The 18,720-nt window shown below is 50.9% G+C and carries 18 protein-coding genes and 1 tRNA gene; 10 read left to right on the top strand and 9 right to left on the bottom strand.

The genetic code is table 11. The features are described from left to right. Nucleotides 1-19 precede the first annotated feature (19 nt). From tssB to tssH, 3 genes are all read right to left on the bottom strand, one after another. Nucleotides 20-565 (bottom strand): type VI secretion system contractile sheath small subunit, encoded by a 546-nt coding sequence (gene tssB, locus A7Z29_RS21385; protein ID WP_000996814.1) that lies wholly within the window; start codon nucleotides 563-565, stop codon nucleotides 20-22. A 67-nt stretch (nucleotides 566-632) separates the two neighbouring features. Then, on the bottom strand, nucleotides 633-917 hold the full coding sequence (locus A7Z29_RS21380; protein WP_286135430.1) for a hypothetical protein: 285 nt from the start codon (nucleotides 915-917) through the stop codon (nucleotides 633-635). A 218-nt stretch (nucleotides 918-1,135) separates the two neighbouring features. Beyond that, entirely contained in the window at nucleotides 1,136-3,769 is a 2,634-nt protein-coding gene (gene tssH, locus A7Z29_RS21370; protein ID WP_105290785.1) for a type VI secretion system ATPase TssH, read from the bottom strand. A gap of 331 nt (nucleotides 3,770-4,100) precedes the next feature. On the opposite strand from tssH, the gene tagK reads away from it, so the two are divergent. Genes tagK through A7Z29_RS21340 form a run of 6 tightly spaced genes read left to right on the top strand, consistent with a single transcriptional unit; the run spans nucleotide 4,101 to nucleotide 10,274 of the window. Beyond that, nucleotides 4,101-5,015 carry a type VI secretion system-associated protein TagK gene (gene tagK / locus A7Z29_RS21365; protein WP_105290784.1) on the top strand — a complete coding sequence of 305 codons (915 nt, stop codon included), beginning with the start codon at nucleotides 4,101-4,103 and terminating at the stop codon, nucleotides 5,013-5,015. Beyond that, nucleotides 5,002-5,832: a type VI secretion system accessory protein TagJ gene (locus tag A7Z29_RS21360; RefSeq protein ID WP_105290783.1), complete on the top strand. Its 831-nt coding sequence runs from the start codon at nucleotides 5,002-5,004 to the stop codon at nucleotides 5,830-5,832. Before tagK ends, A7Z29_RS21360 begins: the two co-directional genes overlap by 14 nt. Beyond that, on the top strand, nucleotides 5,829-6,323 hold the full coding sequence (tssE, locus tag A7Z29_RS21355) for a type VI secretion system baseplate subunit TssE (protein ID WP_000994234.1): 495 nt from the start codon (nucleotides 5,829-5,831) through the stop codon (nucleotides 6,321-6,323). The genes A7Z29_RS21360 and tssE overlap by 4 nt, the downstream gene beginning before the upstream one ends. 15 nt (nucleotides 6,324-6,338) lie before the next feature. Continuing rightward, nucleotides 6,339-8,222, top strand: a complete 1,884-nt coding sequence (tssF, locus tag A7Z29_RS21350; RefSeq protein WP_105290782.1) for a type VI secretion system baseplate subunit TssF — start codon at nucleotides 6,339-6,341, stop codon at nucleotides 8,220-8,222. Continuing rightward, nucleotides 8,219-9,214: a type VI secretion system baseplate subunit TssG gene (gene tssG / locus A7Z29_RS21345; RefSeq protein WP_000012133.1), complete on the top strand. Its 996-nt coding sequence runs from the start codon at nucleotides 8,219-8,221 to the stop codon at nucleotides 9,212-9,214. The genes tssF and tssG overlap by 4 nt, the downstream gene beginning before the upstream one ends. A 10-nt stretch (nucleotides 9,215-9,224) precedes the next feature. Next, nucleotides 9,225-10,274, top strand: coding sequence for a type VI secretion system protein TssA (locus tag A7Z29_RS21340; protein ID WP_105290781.1), 1,050 nt, complete (start codon nucleotides 9,225-9,227; stop codon nucleotides 10,272-10,274). A gap of 146 nt (nucleotides 10,275-10,420) precedes the next feature. Here the strand turns inward: A7Z29_RS21340 and A7Z29_RS21335 are convergent. Together A7Z29_RS21335 and dnaQ are read right to left on the bottom strand one after the other, a co-directional pair. Beyond that, nucleotides 10,421-10,497: transfer RNA gene (locus A7Z29_RS21335), tRNA-Asp, on the bottom strand. Between the two features lie 132 nt (nucleotides 10,498-10,629). Beyond that, nucleotides 10,630-11,361: a DNA polymerase III subunit epsilon gene (gene dnaQ / locus A7Z29_RS21330; protein ID WP_001366128.1), complete on the bottom strand. Its 732-nt coding sequence runs from the start codon at nucleotides 11,359-11,361 to the stop codon at nucleotides 10,630-10,632. 64 nt (nucleotides 11,362-11,425) lie between these two features. On the opposite strand from dnaQ, the gene rnhA reads away from it, so the two are divergent. Next, nucleotides 11,426-11,893: a ribonuclease HI gene (gene rnhA / locus A7Z29_RS21325; RefSeq protein WP_000917883.1), complete on the top strand. Its 468-nt coding sequence runs from the start codon at nucleotides 11,426-11,428 to the stop codon at nucleotides 11,891-11,893. Here the strand turns inward: rnhA and A7Z29_RS21320 are convergent. Beyond that, entirely contained in the window at nucleotides 11,890-12,612 is a 723-nt protein-coding gene (locus tag A7Z29_RS21320) for a class I SAM-dependent methyltransferase (RefSeq protein ID WP_010344979.1), read from the bottom strand. The two genes, rnhA and A7Z29_RS21320, sit on opposite strands and share 4 nt — an antisense overlap. 33 nt (nucleotides 12,613-12,645) lie before the next feature. On the opposite strand from A7Z29_RS21320, the gene gloB reads away from it, so the two are divergent. After that, entirely contained in the window at nucleotides 12,646-13,401 is a 756-nt protein-coding gene (gene gloB, locus A7Z29_RS21315; RefSeq protein WP_001052783.1) for a hydroxyacylglutathione hydrolase, read from the top strand. Nucleotides 13,402-13,472: 71 nt separating this feature from the next. After that, nucleotides 13,473-14,831: a murein transglycosylase D gene (gene mltD, locus A7Z29_RS21310; RefSeq protein WP_000644688.1), complete on the top strand. Its 1,359-nt coding sequence runs from the start codon at nucleotides 13,473-13,475 to the stop codon at nucleotides 14,829-14,831. A gap of 47 nt (nucleotides 14,832-14,878) precedes the next feature. On the opposite strand, the gene A7Z29_RS21305 is transcribed toward mltD, so the two are convergent. Together A7Z29_RS21305 and A7Z29_RS21300 are read right to left on the bottom strand one after the other, a co-directional pair. Continuing rightward, nucleotides 14,879-15,649, bottom strand: a complete 771-nt coding sequence (locus A7Z29_RS21305; RefSeq protein WP_032224520.1) for a class I SAM-dependent methyltransferase — start codon at nucleotides 15,647-15,649, stop codon at nucleotides 14,879-14,881. Between the two features lie 77 nt (nucleotides 15,650-15,726). Continuing rightward, the gene (locus A7Z29_RS21300) at nucleotides 15,727-16,527 is read right to left on the bottom strand and encodes an endonuclease/exonuclease/phosphatase family protein (RefSeq protein ID WP_001230983.1); all 801 of its coding nucleotides are present in this window, start codon (nucleotides 16,525-16,527) and stop codon (nucleotides 15,727-15,729) included. Between the two features lie 240 nt (nucleotides 16,528-16,767). Here A7Z29_RS21300 and yafC point away from each other — a divergent pair, with 240 nt between their 5' ends. Then, nucleotides 16,768-17,682: a DNA-binding transcriptional regulator YafC gene (gene yafC / locus A7Z29_RS21295; protein WP_000648557.1), complete on the top strand. Its 915-nt coding sequence runs from the start codon at nucleotides 16,768-16,770 to the stop codon at nucleotides 17,680-17,682. Here yafC and dkgB read toward each other — a convergent pair. Continuing rightward, nucleotides 17,679-18,482 carry a 2,5-didehydrogluconate reductase DkgB gene (dkgB, locus tag A7Z29_RS21290; RefSeq protein ID WP_105290780.1) on the bottom strand — a complete coding sequence of 268 codons (804 nt, stop codon included), beginning with the start codon at nucleotides 18,480-18,482 and terminating at the stop codon, nucleotides 17,679-17,681. The genes yafC and dkgB overlap by 4 nt on opposite strands. Nucleotides 18,483-18,720: the final 238 nt, after the last annotated feature.

The raw sequence follows: 18,720 nt of genomic DNA, 5'->3' as shown, positions 1-18,720 counted from the left end.
TTCCTTAATAAAATCGCAGTTAGTCTGCTGTTCCCGTTTCACCTGATAAGACACTTTCCTGTTGAGCGACAGGTTTTGGCGCGCTGGCCAGAGCTTTCAGTAACGTTGGGTCTTGTAATAGTTTGTTGATCAGATTTTCTGCTCCCGCTTTACCATCCATATAGGTTTGCAGGTTGGCAAGCTGAGTACGTGCTTCCAGCAACTGGTTCAGGGCATCCACCTTACGGGCAATCTGCGCAGGCGAAAAATCGTCCATATTCTCTAACGTGATATCGACCATTAACTGCCCTTCGCCCGTCAGCGTATTGGGGACAGCAAATGCCACGCGCGGCGCAATGGCTTTCATCCGCTCGTTGAAGTTATCGATATCAATATCAAGGAATTTACGATCGGTGACCGGTGGCAGCTCTTCGCGTGGTTTACCGGCCAGATCGGCCAGCACCGCCATGACAAACGGCAGTTCGATTTTTTTCTCGGAGCCGTAAATCTCTACGTCATACTCAATCTGCACGCGGGGCGCGCGGTTGCGGGCAATAAACTTCTGCGCGCTGTTGTTGATAGCCATAATCCTTCATTTCCTTATCAGTCAGCCGACGACACCAGGGGAGTGGTCCGACGGTACAGTTTAAAAATCATACGCAGAGAGTATTTTTATAATCTCTTTGTTTTCTTTTTTGTTTTTTCCGCAACACAGGGAGTGATTTCTTCGCCGGAGGACACCAGGTATCAACCCCTTTTTCGATGTCTCTTTTATCCTTCTCTGGTAAAGAGCTGTCCCATTCACCAGCAAGATGCTGGCACATTTCCGCATTACTCAGAAAATGCTGCACATCCTGTGGTAAAGGCGGTTCCCCCTGAACACAGAAAGCGAACATCATTAACAGGAATGTCAACAACATCGGATAACGAAATGCCATACTTAATGTCCATCAATTGACCAGCGCATGAGATATGCTCTGGCGGGAGGGCGATATGTTGCAGAAATACAGCCCCTTGCACGCGCATTAGCAGGCGTGCGCAAAAATTTATCTACCGATGCACAAAAAGCCCCCTGCAAATCATTGGTGGAAGAATCTCCAGGAAAGCGACTAACCCACAATGCACCACTTAATTCTTTTGCAATAAGGATGTTCCATTAATCCGTTTCAAAAATAATCTGTTCATCCTCATCAACACGGATGCAGATTTGCGTGATAGCTGTTTTCTCTGTCATCGCCTGCAACCAGTAACGGGACAGTTGCGGCAGAATATGCTGCTCGATATAACCAATCAGCAAGCGTGCCCCTGTTTCGTGCATCGGGCAGTGCGCCACAATGTGCGTAATCAGTTCATCGCCATAAATGAGTGAAACGCTATGCTGCTCCGCCATACGATCCATCAGTCTGCCAAGATGCAGACGGGCAATAACACCTCGCGCCTTCTCATCCAACGGCAAATAAGGGATAACCGTCACCCGCCCCAGGAAAGCCGCTGGGAAGTGTTTGCGTAACTCCGGCATTAACGCCTCTTTTAGCCCTGCTGAATCGGGCATCAGCGCCGGATCCTCGTAGAGCTGGCTGATAAGCTCCGCACCTGCGTTAGTGGTCAACAACAGCGTGGTATTTTTGAAATCGATGTGGACACCTTCGCCATCCTCCATCGCACCTTTATCGAATACCTGGTAGAACAACTCGTGGACGTCGTGATGGGCTTTTTCAATTTCATCCAGCAACACCACGCTCCAGGGATGACGGCGTACAGCTTCCGTCAACACACCGCCTTCGCCATAGCCAACATAGCCGGGCGGCGCGCCTTTCAGCGTGGAGACGGTGTGAGACTCCTGAAACTCGCTCATATTGATAGTAATCAGATTCTGCTCACCGCCGTAGATTGCTTCTGCCAGCGCCAGCGCGGTCTCGGTCTTGCCAACACCGGACGGCCCGGCCAGCAAAAAGACGCCCACAGGTTTGCGCGGATCGCCTAACCCCGCCCGCGCGGTCTGGATACGCTCACCAATCTGCGCCAGAGCATCCATCTGCCCGGTAACACGTTGCGCCAGGCGGGCAGGCAGTTCCAGGATCTGGCTGGCTTCATCTTTTACCATGCGCCCAGCGGGAATGCCGGTCCAGTCGGAGACAATCGCCGCTACCACCGCCGCATTAACTTCCGGAAACACGATGGGGTTTTCACCCTGCCAGACTCTTAATGCTGCTTCTGACTGTTGCAGTGTGATTTCATCACGCTCGCGGGTTTCTGCAGCACGCTGCTCCTGTAATCTGTTAACCAGCTCTAGTTCTTGCTGCCAGCGTTCATCCGCATCAAATAGTTCTCTTTTCAGCGATATAATCTGCGACGCCAGTGTGTCGCCTCGCTCTGCGCGGAGTCCCATTTTTTCCTGTTTTAATAGCAGTTCCTGCTCCATTTCAGCGGCTTTGAGCCGTTGACGCAGAAACTGGATATTCGCTGGTGGAGTGTGCAGCGACAGCGCCACGCGGGCTGCGGCTGTATCCAACAAACTGATGGCTTTGTCCGGTAGCTGTCGAGCCGGGATATAACGGTGAGAAAGCTGTACAGCAGCACGCACGGCTTCATCAAGGATGAGTACGCTATGGTGCTTTTCCAGCGTAGTGACTAACCCGCGTACCATCTCAACAGCGGCAGCCTCTTCCGGCTCTGCCACCTGCAACACCTGAAATCGCCGGGTCAATGCCGGATCTTTCTCTATATGGCGTTTATACTCACTCCAGGTGGTCGCCCCAATCGTTCGAAGACTGCCACGCGCCAGCGCCGGTTTCAGCAGGTTGGCAGCGTCACCTGTACCGGATGTACCTCCGGCGCCTACCAGGGTGTGAACCTCATCGACAAACAGAATCACCGGCTGCGGCGAGCACGCAGCCTCTTCCAGCAGCGCCTTCAGGCGGGATTCAAATTCGCCTTTCATAGACGCTCCCGCCAGCAGCGCCCCGACATCCAGCGACAGCAACCGCACGTTACGCAGTGAGGGCGGCACTTCCCCCTCGGCAATCGCCAGCGCGAATCCTTCCACCACAGCCGTTTTCCCGACGCCTGCCTCGCCAGTTAGCAGCGGATTGTTCTGCCGACGGCGCAGCAGAATATCCGTCATAGTACGAATTTCGTGCTCTCGACCGGTGACTGGATCGATGCCACCTTCGCGAGCCTGTGCAGTCAGATCCTGACAGTATTTCGCCAGCGCGGATTTACTCCCTGCTGATTTACTGGAAAATGCCTGACTGCTTTCTCCCGGAACCGCAGAATTCAAATCCGAACCATCATATGGAATCTCTGATATTTCAGGGGATGATGAGATTAAAGACGGAAGAATATCCAATAGTTCATTTACCGGTAACCCAGCCAATGGCGCACAGATATTTTTTAACACTCGATACAATTCTGGTGTGGTTAACCAGGCTAGTAGTAACCATCCGCTACGAATTTTGTGATCGCCAAAACGGATGCTTGCCAACATCCAGGCTTTTTCAACAGAAAGATCTATATGGTGGGAAAAGTCGCTAATTACGCTAGCTCCGGCAGGCAATATATCCAATTGCTGAATTAACGCATTCTCTACATCAAAAGATGTTATTTGGTAATGCCGAAGAACATGGTGAATATCATTCTCTGGTTGTTGTATTAGCTGATGCAACCAATGCGTTAGTTCGACATAAGGATTAGCGCGTAATTTACAGAACGTTGTCGCAGACTCCAAAGACCTGAATAAAGGTTTTGTTAGCTTTCCATATAGTGCACTGCGTGAAACAGGAGTGTCCATCTGTTACACCTGATGATGTAAGAATATATAAATGATACATAAACATAAATGTACCGATTAGAACTTCTAATTAATAGAATCATCAAAATTCCAGAATGAAACAATGATGCATATCACAGAACGCAATGTAATATAGCGGTTAGTATCTTTTTTATGTTTTTTTTCAATACAGGAAATCAATCACATATACATTATGAATATATTACATCAAAATTATCACAATACATTTCCGCAGGAATTAATATTGATAAAATAAATTGTTCAGCATTACTTATCTAAAAAATTGAAATTATTCTTCTATTGAAAAGAACACTCTATACAGCGATACGTAATGAAACGAAATATTTCCTGGGGACTACAAAAAATACAGGCGCACGGGGTTACCGATAGCACAATTTACGCGACTGCAGGAACACAGATTATCTTCACCGTCAACGCGCCCTGGCTTCCTGTTTTTGAGGTGGATGAGAATGCGAAAATTGCTCTCAGCCTGACTCGCCACGAAGAGGCGTGGTGGATAATCAATCAGTCCGATGAATATTGTTGCACGGTAAATGATCAGATTGTCGAGCCGCATCACCGTATGCGCCTGAATGAAGGGGATGTGATTGAATGGGGATTATCTTCCTGGTGTCTTGTTCGTAACAATCCGACGTCTCTTACTCCACGTGAGGAAAAGACGACACCACAGACTGCTGTTTCGCTGGAAACAATAAGCGAATATCTCGATCTTGACTGGTTTCGACAACAGCAACGGCAGTCGCAAAATCCGTTTGATATCATTCCGGTTCATGGCACAGTCGCCACCGAAGGCACCCCAGAAACAGATAACCCACTAACCCTACTTTACCAGGAATACCGCCAGGCATTATTGTCCCCTGAACAAGATATCCATCGTTATGCCGATCCATTTTCCCTTAATGAAGAGGCAGTTACGCTGGATCTGGCCTCATTGCGCAATCTGACCACTGAAGCTGATTCATTGCAGGATATGGTCACAGGAGGGTTAAGCATTGACGCTATTCTCGATGTCCTGGATACCACCGGCGAAGGAGAAACGATCTGGCCTACCGAAACGGTTCTCCCCGATATTCTGCACTTGCTTTCCCCGGAATACGCATCGGAAATGGTGCATAGCGCCGTCTTACCCGATCTGACACAACGTGAGCACCGCATCATTGGCATTGACAGCCATTACCGGGTAAACCCGGTACAACACGGAGATATCTATCATGACAAGCAATAACGTGCTACCGGCTACCTTGTCGGCACTGCTGCGGAATTATTCTGTAGCGGAAGGTATTCAGATGGCTGAGCAACAAGTAAAGATGCACCCGACTAAGGCTTTACATCGGCACAGCCTGTTTCAGTTATTGTGCGTGATCGGCAACTGGTCACGAGCGCTGCAACAAATCCAACTGTGCGCCCGACTGGATGCAAATTATACCCGAGAAGCGCAGGTATTTGGGGAGTTGATTCGCTGTGAGATATACCGCCAGTCCTGCTTTCATGGTGAACAACGTCCCGGCTTTATTCTCCCTCCGCCCGTCTGGATGGAGGATCTGCTTGTCGCCCTCGCCTGTAACGCCCATGGTAAAACGTCAGATGCCGATGCCCACCGCAGCCGCGCGTTTGAGACCATAACAGACACTGCCGGACAGTGGAATGGCGGCACATTTGACTGGATAAGCGACAGCGACTCCCGTACCGGCCCAGTGCTGGAACTGGTCACTGGTGGCATGTATATCTGGCTGCCGCTTTCGCAAATTCGCTCACTGAAATCGCCCCCGCCAGCGAGTCTGACCGATCTGATCTGGAAACCCGTCAATATCACACTTCACAATGGTGATGTGCATGGTGCCTGGCTATTTTCCCGCTACAGCGGTTCAGAAAAAGCCTCCGATACCCTGTGTCTGTGCCGCAAAACCGTCTGGCAGGATGGTTCCGGAGAAACCCTGGTACAGGCTCTGGGGCAAAAAATGTGGCTCACCAGCCACGGAGATATCAGCCTGCTGGATTTGAGCACCTGCACCTTTAATTCACCTGAAGGCCAAGATGCATGAATGCCTCCCACCAGCGCCCGGGCAAACACTTACTACCCACTCTGTTTGACCGCCTGTGCGACGACACCCCAAACCAGAAGCGCGACCACGATATCAGTGTTAGCCCAGCTCAGCTTAAAGAGATCATCCGCCGGGATTTGTCGTTTCTGCTCAACACCATCAGCCATGAAGATGATATTGATGCCGCGCGTTACCCGCAGGCGGCTGCTTCCGTAGTGAACTACGGCCTGCCGCCGCTGGCGGGGAGCTTTTTGTATGAACATAAGTGGGATGATATCCGCAGAGCCATTTTGCGTACTATTACCCGGTTTGAACCCCGGCTGAAGACCTCCACACTGCAAATCATCCCGCTACAGGATGAACAACGCCAGAATGGCCATAACACATTACAGTTTGAAATTTGCGGTGAGATCCTCACGCAGCCGTATCCGACAGCATTCCGGGTACGTAGTGCGCTGGATATGGAGCACAGCCGCATTACGTTTTATTAATATAGAGGGTGAGTGATGGAGCCACGGCTACTGGAATACTACAACCGCGAATTGAGCTACCTGCGGGAAACGGGAGCCGAATTTGCCGCCCGTCATCCCAAAATCGCCGCCCGTCTGGGAATGCAGGGAGCGGATATTGCCGATCCCTATGTGGAGCGTATGATCGAAGCTTTCAGCTTCCTGACCGCCCGCACGCAGCTTAAAATTGACGCTGAATTTCCCCGCTTCACCCAGCGTTTGTTGGAGGTCGTCAGTCCCAATTACATCACCCCAACCCCCTCAATGAGCGTGGCACAACTACATCCCGATCCGGAAGAAGGTGATTTGGCGAAGGGATTCACCGTCCCACGCAACACTGCCTTTTTTTCCTCCATTCCGGAAGGTGAAAGCGCCGCCTGCCAGTTTCGCAGCAGCCAGGATGTGACACTGTGGCCGCTTGCCATCGAAGAGGCGCGCCTGACCGCCGCGCCGCCGGATATGCCCGCCCTGCACCGCTACCTGCCAGCTAACATTCACGTCGCCGGAGCACTACGCATTACCCTGCGCACCTTCGGTGAACTGACCTTCAGCCAGCTTGCCGGGCTGGACAAGCTGCCGCTCTATCTCTGCGGCGAGGAGCGCACGACCTCACACCTGTTCGAACTGTTGCACACCAGCGCCATTGCCACACTGGCTGGCGTTCCGGGTCATTTTGACGGAGTACTGGATGTGAATCTGAAACAGCCCGTCATGTACGAGGGTCTGGAGCCGGATCAAGGGCTATTGCCGCTGGCGTGGAACGTGTTCCACGGCCATAACCTGTTGCATGAATATTTTGCCTGCCCGGAACGCTTTTATTTTTTCACCCCGACGGGTCTGTCTGCCGGGTTACAAAAAATTCACAGCGGCGTGGCGGAAATTGTTATCTTACTGAACCGCCTGCCGCCAGACTGGCTGATCCACCAGACAAATGCTGCACAGTTCAGCCTGTTCTGTACCCCGGTGATCAACCTGTTTCCCCGCGTCACCGCCCGGATCGATATCACACACAGCACGACGGAGCAGCACCTGGTGGTGGACAGAACCCATCCGCTCGACTATGAGGTGTTTTCGGTCCAGGAAGTGGAAGGGTTGGAAGCCGACACCACGCGGAAGATGACATTTCGCCCGCTCTACCACACCCGCAATAATGATGAAGGCAATCATGGGCGTTATTTTTCCCTGCGCCGGGAGCCGCGTCGGTTGTCTGAGAACGCCCGCCGCTACGGCACCCGCACACCCTATACGGGTTCGGAAGTATTCCTGTCGCTGGTTGACCAGTATGAAGCCCCATACCCGGAAAATCTGCGCCATATCACCATCACTGCCATGGTCACCAACCGCGATCTGCCCTGTCTTATCGCACGCAATGGCCGGGACGATCTGACCGTGGATGCGGCCATCCCTGTGGCAGGTGTGGGGCTTATCCGTCCACCTCGTCCACCACAGCCACCACTGGCGGAACGTGAAATGGCCTGGCGGTTGATCCGCCAGTTATCCTTTAATTATCTGCCGCTGGCCGATCTGGATCACCGCACCGGCGGTCAGGCACTGCGCGATCTGCTGAACCTGTTTATTCCGGCGCATGACAGTCCGCAGTCGCGTCAGGTACGCAGCCTGATTGGCTGTAAAACAACGCCTGTTACCCGCCGTCTGCCCGGTTCCGGGCTGCTGGTTTATGGTCGCGGCGTCAGTTGTGAGCTGACGGTGGATGAAGACGGATTCTCTGGTATTAGCCCGTATCTGTTCGGTCTGGTGTTGGAGCAATATATCGCTCGTCATGTTTCCATTAATACCTTCTCGCAGATGACGCTGCACAGTATGCAACGTGGGAAAATTATGACCTGGCCGGTCAGAGCCGGACTACGGGGAAGTGTATGAGCGGCGATTTCACCCAAGCGCAGAAAACGCCCTGGCGCTATGGTTTTCTGAACCTGATGCGCCGCGTGGATGTGCAGTTGTGTACCGTCCCTGCAGGTAGTGCCTGGCAACCAGGTATGGAAAAATTTCGCCTGGGACAAACACCTACACTGACCTTTGCGCCACGGGAAATCGCCAATGTGAGCTGGCAGCAAGGACGCCTGCACCTTAGCCTTTACAGCCTTGGACTGTGGGGGCCGAACGGTCCGCTGCCACTGCATTACACTGAGCTCGCGCGCAATCGGACCGAAAGCCGCTGCGATCCGACCCTGACCCGTTTTACCGATCTTTTTCATCACCGCTGGCTGACGCAGTTTTATCAGGCATGGCGCAGCGCCCAGTCCGCCGGGGGCGGTCTGGATAAACAGGAATATGACCGTTTTGCCTTTTATATCGCCAGCCTCAGCGGGCAGGATTTACGGGAAAGTGCAGATAGCTCGCTGCCGGATCACGTTCGCCTGGCGGCATCGGCCCATCTGGTGCGCGAATCCCGCAACCCGGACGGCTTGGCCGCCACGCTGGCGCACTATTTCAGTGTGCCTTTCCGGATACAAGAGTATGTCCTGCACTGGATAACGGTGGCTGATGATGAAATTACCCGACTGGGGATACCAGCCCCCTCTTCCGTCATTGGCAACGGCGCACTCATCGGCCAGGCCGTGCCGGACATGCAATATAAGTTCCGGCTGGTGATTGGCCCGCTGACACTGGCTGACTACCGGCGTTTCCTGCCTGGTGGTAATAACCTGCCAGTACTAACGGAACTGGTTCGTGCATTTACCGGGTTTGAATACTGCTGGGAAATTGAGCTACAGCTTAAACCACACGCAGCTCCTCCGGCTGTTACTGGCGGTCCATATCAGCTTGGCTGGACCGCCTGGGCAGGGAAAGCCCTGCACGACAACCCGGTGACGGGCATGATTTTCGAACCTGAACACTATCTGGCACACTGAGGATAATTTAATGGATACCCCCCTGTCTGACCCTATTTCGGCTGAATGCCCCTGCGGCCCGGATCTGGAGTATGATCCAGAGTACCTATTGCTGTTCACCCGCGCCTTAGCGCGTGAAGAGGCGCAATATGGCGATTTTGTCAGTACACCGGAAACTATTAACTGGGCGGAGCTGGAGCGGGACGCCCGCCGCCTGCTGGCACGCAGTAAAGATATCCGCATCCTGGTTGTCCTGCTGCGTTGCCGTATCCAGCAGGCCGGAGCCAGAGGGCTGGTGGAGACACTCACGCTTCTGGAAACGTTGTGTGTCACAAACCCGGACACCATCCATCCACAACTGCTTACGGCTGAAGATACCACCGCCGAAGATGCGGCTGTAGCACGCAGTAACGCGCTGTCGGCGCTACTGGACCACGAAGGCGTAATGGCTGATATTCGTGGCATTACGCTATCAAACAACGCCGCCATGCGCCTTCAGGTTCGGGATGTGGAACGTTCGCTGTCTGCATCACGCCCGGCGGATGCGCTGGCACCGGAATCAGTACGTCAGCAACTGGCCGACCTGGAAGCACGCGGCGCACTGCCGCTGGACACATTTCGCCAGGCCGCCGAGATCACTGAGCGACTGCAACACCATGCTCGTGAAACGCTGAATGACCTGGCCCCGGACTTTTCGCGTCTGACGCAACTGCTGACCCTGTTGCCTGGGGCGGTACAGACCACTACGCCAGAAATCCCACAACCAAAACCGCAGGCTGATCAGCCGAAGTATGCTGCTATCGATAATACCAGACTGACACTAGCAGGGCATGTCGCTCCCACAGTGGATATACCAGCCGAAACGACCGCAAAGATCATCGCAGAGCCACAGCAAATCAGCGATCGGAACGACGCACTGAAACGCCTGCGAGTCATCCGCCGCTGGTTTGAGCACAGTGAACCAAGCAGTCCGACCATTCCTTTGTTGCGTCAGGCGGAACGACTGGTCGGTAAACGCTTTTCGGAGATAATCAATGAAGTTCCAGCAGAACTGCTGGAGAAGTGGGATGCGCAGGAATAACCAAAATGACCAGAACTTATAACTACTGGTCATTATATAGTGTAACTATTTTCTGGATTAAATCCATTTAACTTCCGGGGTGAAAAATCCCGAAAGCCAGAAACGACAAAAGCCTGAACCATTGCTGATTCAGGCTTTCTAAATATTGGCGGAACGGACGGGACTCGAACCCGCGACCCCCTGCGTGACAGGCAGGTATTCTAACCGACTGAACTACCGCTCCGCGTTTTATTCCGTTGGGAACGAGGCGAATACTACGGATTGCCTCGCCCTTCGTCAATTGTTTTTCTCATCTTTTGAATCGTTTGCTGCAAAAATCGCCCAACTCGCTATTTTTAGCACCTTTTACATGTATTTATGCCCGCCAGAGGCAGCTTCCGCCTTTCTTCTGCACCAGATCGAGACGAGCTTCATGCGCTGCTAGCTCTTCATCCGTCGCAAAAACAACGCGTAACTTACTTGCCTGGCGCACAATGCGCTGAATTGTTGCTTCACCTTGTTGCTGTTGTGTTTCACCTTCCATCGCAAAAGCCATCGACGTTTGGCCACCGGTCATCGCCAGATAAACTTCCGCAAGGATCTGGGCATCGAGTAATGCCCCGTGCAATGTACGCTTGCTGTTATCTATTTCGTAGCGGGCGCATAACGCATCGAGGCTGTTGCGCTTACCAGGAAACATTTTCCTCGCTACCGCAAGGCTATCGGTGACCTTACAGAAGGTATTGGTCTTCGGAATATCGCGCTTGAGCAGCGAAAACTCGTAGTCCATAAAGCCGATATCGAACGCTGCGTTATGGATCACCAGCTCCGCGCCACGAATATAGTCCATGAACTCATCAGCTACTTCGGCAAACGTAGGCTTATCGAGCAAAAACTCATCGGCAATACCATGTACGCCAAAGGCTTCCGGATCCACCAGCCGATCGGGCTTAAGATAAACGTGAAAGTTATTGCCCGTCAGTCGACGGTTCACCACTTCAACGGCACCAATCTCAATGATCTTGTGGCCTTCATAGTGCGCACCAATCTGGTTCATACCGGTGGTTTCGGTATCGAGAACGATCTGGCGTGTAATTGCAGTGCTCATAGCGGTCATTTATGTCAGACTTGTCGTTTTACAGTTCGATTCAATTACAGGAAGTCTACCAGAGATGCTTAAACAGGTAGAAATTTTCACCGATGGTTCGTGTCTGGGTAATCCAGGACCTGGGGGTTACGGCGCTATTTTACGTTATCGCGGACGCGAGAAAACCTTTAGCGCAGGCTACACCCGCACCACCAATAACCGTATGGAGTTGATGGCTGCTATTGTCGCGCTGGAAGCGTTAAAAGAACATTGCGAAGTCATTTTGAGTACCGACAGCCAGTATGTCCGCCAGGGGATTACCCAGTGGATCCATAACTGGAAAAAACGTGGCTGGAAAACCGCAGACAAAAAACCGGTAAAAAATGTCGATCTCTGGCAACGTCTTGATGCCGCGCTGGGACAGCATCAAATCAAATGGGAATGGGTAAAAGGCCATGCCGGACACCCGGAAAACGAACGCTGTGATGAACTGGCTCGTGCTGCGGCAATGAATCCCACGCTGGAAGATACGGGCTATCAAGTCGAAGTTTAAGCCTGTGGTTTACGACATTGCCGGGTGGCACCGACCGCCTGGCGAATTCGCGGTTTGTTTTTACTCTGTTTCATCGGATTTAGCGTTAAAGGAATAGTCCGTTTCCGGGCAACAATAAGTTGTAAGCAACCAAGCGCAGGAATGTGCGTGCTCAATAGTTTTCCACCGTGCTTGTTCCACGGGAGAACATGGAAACGGCTGGCGTGTAGCACTTCAAAATTCAACAAAGAGAGCCAGTCCAGTTGCCGCATCAGAGTAAACATCCGGCTGTTATAGGGCGATGTTTTTCGCAATACCGGCACAAGTTTGCGTAATCCCATTAAACTGATGGGATTGAAGCCGCTAATAACCAGCCAGCCATCATCAATCAATACCCTATCGGCTTCGCGCAATAAACGATGCGGATCAGTGCACCACGGCAATGTATGCGCCAGTAGACAAACATCGACGGATTTATCGGCAAAAGGAAGATGAAGTGGGTCCGCCTGCACCTGGACGGGCATTCCTTGCGCTGAAACATTCACTTGATGAGAAACCGCGCACGCTTCGCAATTGATTTCTGCGCTTAAATTGCCAATCTTAAGCAGATGAAAACCATACATTTTAGCGAACCACGGGTTGAGCTGGCGTTCCAGCGCCTTGCGATAAAGCTCTCCCCAGGGCAAATCGCCCCAGCAATCAGGAGCCACGACAGTTTGGGGGATCCTTGCCGGTTTCATCACAACCTTCCGTTTCGCACTGAGAGGTAATATATGAATCTTAACAGTATTTCCGCCTTTGATGACAATTACATCTGGGTTTTGTCTGATGAAGCAGGTCGTTGCCTGATTGTCGACCCAGGAGAGGCAGAACCCGTATTAAAGGCGATTTCAGCTAACAACTGGCAACCAGTAGCGATTTTCCTCACCCACCATCACCACGATCACGTTGGCGGTGTAAAAGAACTGGTAGAAAAGTATCCGCAAATTGTGGTGTATGGGCCAGAAGAGACACAAGATAAGGGAACAACGCAGGTAGTCAAAGATGGCGATACTGCCTTCGTTTTGGGGCATGAATTTAGTGTAATTGCTACGCCAGGTCACACTTTAGGACATATCTGTTACTTTAGCGAACCTTATCTATTTTGTGGCGACACTCTGTTTTCTGGCGGTTGCGGTAGACTATTCGAAGGCACTGCATCACAGATGTATCAATCACTTAAAAAATTAAGTGAACTTCCTGACGATACTCTGGTGTGTTGCGCTCACGAATATACTTTATCAAATATGAAGTTTGCTTTGAGCATTCTTCCGCACGATTTGTCTATAAATGATTATTATCGTAAAGTTAAGGAGTTACGGGCAAAAAATCAAATAACACTACCCGTAATTCTGAAAAATGAGCGGCAAAATAATGTTTTTTTGAGAACAGAAGATATTGATTTAATTAATGTAATTAATAAAGAAACATTATTGCAACAACCTGAAGAACGTTTTGCCTGGTTAAGGTCAAAGAAAGATAGATTCTGATAAAACTTTCTTGTCATCAGCTTCGTTCGCCGTTATGATCGGTCGTCTTTTAAGCAACTATTGACACACACATGAAGGCAAAAGCGATATTACTCGCCTCTGTCCTGCTCGTGGGTTGCCAGAGTACTGGTAACGTTCAACAGCACGCACAGAGCCTTTCTGCAGCTGGTCAAGGGGAAGCAGCAAAGTTTACAAGTCAGGCACGATGGATGGACGATGGGACGTCTATCGCGCCGGATGGTGACTTGTGGGCTTTCATAGGCGACGAGCTAAAGATGGGAATTCCGGAAAACGACCGGATTCGCGAACAGAAACAGAAATATTTACGCAATAAGAGCTATCTCCACGATGTAACTTTACGGGCAGAGCCGTATATGTACTGGATAGCCGGGCAAGTTAAAAAACGTAACATGCCTATGGAACTGGTACTACTACCCATAGTGGAGAGCGCTTTTGATCCTCACGCGACGTCTGGCGCCAATGCCGCAGGCATCTGGCAGATCATTCCGAGCACGGGGCGCAATTATGGTTTGAAACAGACCCGCAATTATGACGCGCGTCGCGATGTTGTTGCTTCAACAACTGCCGCGCTGAACATGATGCAGCGTCTGAACAAGATGTTTGACGGCGACTGGCTTCTGACCGTAGCGGCTTATAACAGCGGCGAAGGTCGGGTCATGAAGGCAATTAAAACGAACAAAGCGCGTGGGAAATCCACGGACTTCTGGTCGTTACCGTTGCCGCAGGAAACGAAGCAGTACGTGCCTAAGATGCTGGCATTGAGTGATATTCTCAAAAACAGCAAGCGTTATGGTGTACGTCTGCCGACGACCGATGAAAGCCGTGCTCTGGCGCGTGTACACCTGAGTAGCCCGGTTGAAATGGCGAAGGTTGCAGATATGGCGGGAATTTCCGTCAGCAAACTGAAGACCTTCAACGCTGGCGTGAAAGGCTCCACGCTGGGCGCAAGTGGTCCACAGTACGTGATGGTGCCAAAGAAACATGCAGATCAACTGCGTGAATCTCTGGCTTCAGGCGAAATTGCTGCCGTACAGTCGACACTGGTTGCCGACAATACGCCGCTTAATAGCCGCGTTTACACCGTACGCTCTGGCGACACGCTTTCAAGCATCGCTTCACGTCTCGGCGTAAGCACAAAGAATTTGCAGCAGTGGAACAATCTGCGCGGTTCTAAGCTGAAACCAGGTCAAAGTCTGACAATTGGCGCTGGTAGTAGCGCACAGCGGTTGGCAAACAACAGCGATAGCATTACGTATCGTGTGCGCAAAGGTGATTCGCTTTCAAGCATTGCTAAGCGTCACGGCGTAAACATCAAAGATGTGATGCGCTGGAACAGCGATACTGCGAATCTGCAACCAGGCGACAAGCTGACGTTGTTTGTGAAAAACAACAATATGCCAGATTCCTGACAAACCAGATAACAGAAAGGCACCGATTCCCCCGGTGCCTTTTTTATTTATGCCGCTTTATGTGCTTCAACCATGATGATATCACTGGTGAAAGAGCCATCATTCTGCAAGGCAAAATACGTTTTCACCTCTGTCGATGCGCTCTGTTGGTAAACGCGAATAGCGTCCACTAACACTTCTGGCGTACGCATTCTCGCAACCCACGAAGAGAATTCCAGAGGTAATTTATCGGTGATCACATTATCGACAAGCAGATATGCTTCATTGATTAACGTCAACCACTCACCGCTGGCGTAATTACGCACGTGAGAAGCATCGCGCAATGCTTCTATCGTCTGTAACCAAATATCGCGTACCGGGTGACCCGGAGACATTACGTCCATCACAATCAGCATACCGCCGGGCTTCAAGACCCGATTCACTTCACGCAATGCCGCACCGACATCATGCCAGTGGTGAGCAGAATAACGACTAATAACAATATTAAAGGTGTGATCGGCAAAAGGCAGGCTTTCGGCATACCCCTGGCGGGTGGTGATATTTTTCAGTTGTCGGGTATCTGCAGCCTGTGCAACAACATCCAGCATTTGGGAAGATAAGTCATACGCCACCACTTCCTGCACGTTTTGCGCAGCGACAAAGCTGGCATGTCCTGCTCCACAGCCCATATCAAGTACGCAAGCGTCAGGATACTCTGCCAGACACGCCGCCAGGCGCTGTAAGTCGCGCCCGGATGCATGCACGGCACTGGTTAAATATTCACTGGCCTGCGAGCTAAATTGCTTTTCTACGTGCTCATGGTGGGATTGTGTTGTCATTGCACTGTCCTTTTGTTGTTTGAGTATAAAAAGGCAGCGCCAAACGTTGGTCTGCCCTGTGGCAGACCTGACATACCTTATTTATCAGGCTTGCCGGGACTGAATTCAACGAGTAGCGGATTGTGATCAGAAGCGCGCGTAACCAGTACGGAAGCTTCGCTGACATTCAGACCACGGTAGAAAACAAAATCGAGCGGGCGACCAAACGCCCGGCGGCGCTGATCATCAGTAAAACGCACCTGGCGCAGCGACATTTCTCGCGCAAAGCGATATAACGCGTTCATCCTTCTACGGCTCCAGGCATTGAAATCTCCCGCCATAATGACCGGACCGCTGTGGTGGGCTATCTGATCGCCAATAGGAAGCAACTGCTTGCTATAAACATCCACGCCCAGACTGAAGTTGACCGCATGGATATTGACTACCATCAACAGGCGGGTGTCAGGTAATGGATAGACCGTCACCAGTGCCGATTTCGCCAGACGTAAAATAGGTTCACGTTCGCGTAACGGGCAGCAATACACCGGATGCGCTGCCGAAAGGGTCATTACGCCGGAAGGATGTTGTGGCAGAACAAAAGCGGGCACCTGATCGGCAGCAAGATAGTTAGCGGTCGCAAACTGCACTAACTCTGGCGTTGTCTGCGCTTCCTGCAATAACACCAGATGTGCATCTTTGCCGTAGTTCTTTAATACCGACAACCATTCAGCGCGTTGCTGTTTGTAAATGTTCCACACCAGGATCCGAATACGCTCTTCGGTACTTAACGGTTCTCCGGGTGGTAACGCCTGGCCGATGCTCGCAAATGACCCCGGCGGTAAGATCCTTTCCGCAGGTTGTCCAGCTACATAGCGCATGGCATAGGTATTTTTTCGCACTTTTGACTTTGAAACCTCTATTACGTCAACCCTTCCGCACTCGGGAGGGTTCTACTGTTATAGGGATTTTAGCTCACTCTTTCAACGAGCAATTGTATATTGTTATGTAAGCAAGTGCTTACACCGCACAGAATTTTGCTCATTATTGAGAACATTAAATCGGATGACATATTACGTATCCTGATGGTTTAATAACAAATAAATTCAAAATATCTCTTCTATTTTGCAACAGGAGCAAAAATGAAAGCCACGTCGGAAGAACTCGCCATTTTTGTTTCGGTCGTCGAAAGCGGCAGCTTTAGCCGGGCAGCGGAACAATTAGGGCAAGCAAACTCAGCAGTCAGCCGTGCGGTAAAAAAGCTGGAAATGAAACTTGGCGTCAGCCTACTTAATCGAACCACACGACAACTTAGCCTGACGGAAGAAGGCGAGCGTTATTTTCGTCGCGTACAGTCAATTTTGCAGGAGATGGCAGCGGCAGAATCAGAAATTATGGAGACGCGTAATACACCGCGCGGACTGTTACGGATCGATGCCGCAACCCCCGTGGTACTACACTTTCTGATGCCGTTAATTAAGCCTTTCCGCGAACGCTATCCGGAAGTCACTTTATCGCTAGTCTCCTCCGAAACGATTATTAATTTAATCGAAAGAAAAGTGGATGTCGCGATACGCGCCGGTACGTTAACGGATTCCAGCTTACGAGCCAGGCCGTTATTTAACAGTTATCGAAAAATTATCGCCTCCCCCGACTATATTGCCCGCTACGGGAAGCCAGAAACTATCGACGATTTAAAGCAACATGTTTGCCTGGGATTTACTGAACCCGCTTCCCTCAATACCTGGCCGATAGCCTGTAGTGATGGACAATTACATGAGGTGAAGTACGGTTTGTCATCCAATAGTGGAGAAACACTGAAACAGCTTTGCCTGAGTGGCAACGGGATTGCGTGTTTGTCCGACTATATGATCGACAGAGAAATTGCTCGTGGTGAACTGGTGGAGTTAATGGCAGATAAAGTGTTGCCAGTGGAAATGCCCTTCAGCGCCGTCTATTACAGCGACCGCGCGGTAAGTACTCGCATCCGGGCCTTTATCGATTTCCTTAGCGAGCATATAAAAACAGCTCCCGCAGGAGCTGTCAGAGAGGCTTAATCCCATTCAGGAGCCAGACCTTCCGGACTTACGAGGCGGTCGTTGCAATCCAGTTCGGCGATCGCTTTTTTGTCTTCTGCATCAAGCTGTAAACTTTGTGCCTTAAGATTACTTTCCAGGTTTTCACGTTTAGTGGAAGACGGTATTACTGAGTAGCCTTCCTCCATTGCCCACGCCAGAATTACTTGTGCCGGGGTCGCATTGTGTTTAGCTGCGATACGAGCAATAACCTCATCTTTCAGAGCCTTCCCATAAGCCAGCGTCATATAGGAAGTAATATGAATGCCGTGCTGTTTAGCCCAGGCGACCACTTTACGGTTTTGCAGATAAGGAGAGAGTTCAATCTGGTTGGTAGCGATGTTTTCAGCGCCAACAGCAGCAATTGCCTTTTCCATCAACGGGATCGTGAAGTTGGAAATACCGATTTCACGCGTCAGCCCTTGTTTTTTCGCTTCCAGCAACGCCTGCATAAACTCTTCAACAGAGACTTCATCGTTTGGTGACGGCCAGTGGATTAGCGTCAGATCAACATAATCGGTACGCAATTTTTGCAGGCTCTCTTTCAGACTCGGGATCAGTTTGTCTTTGCTGAGATTTTCAATCCAGATTTTAGTGGTGATATAGAGCTCATTACGTGGCACGCCGCTTTCTGTAATCGCCTGACCTACTGCAGCTTCGTTATCATAGATTTGTGCGGTATCAATTGCGCGATAGCCAAGTTCAAGCGCCGTTTTCACAGATGCAATAACAACGTCGTCTTTGAGACGGAAAGTACCTAAACCAAATGCAGGGACAGCCATAATATGCCTCTTCTAATGCTATGTTCGTTAACTGAGATGATTATGGGCTTCAAACTGTTGCGGAAAAAGAGCGTAAAATGCAGAGGATTTTTGCGATTTTGGCAATAATAGAAATACAGACGAAAAAAAACCTCGAGCGTTAACTCGAGGCTTCTTAATAAGTGGCGGAACGGACGGGACTCGAACCCGCGACCCCCTGCGTGACAGGCAGGTATTCTAACCGACTGAACTACCGCTC

Source organism: Escherichia sp. MOD1-EC6842 (assembly GCF_002965705.1).
Classification (GTDB): domain Bacteria; phylum Pseudomonadota; class Gammaproteobacteria; order Enterobacterales; family Enterobacteriaceae; genus Escherichia; species Escherichia ruysiae.
This window is presented reverse-complemented; position numbering and strand designations above follow the sequence as displayed.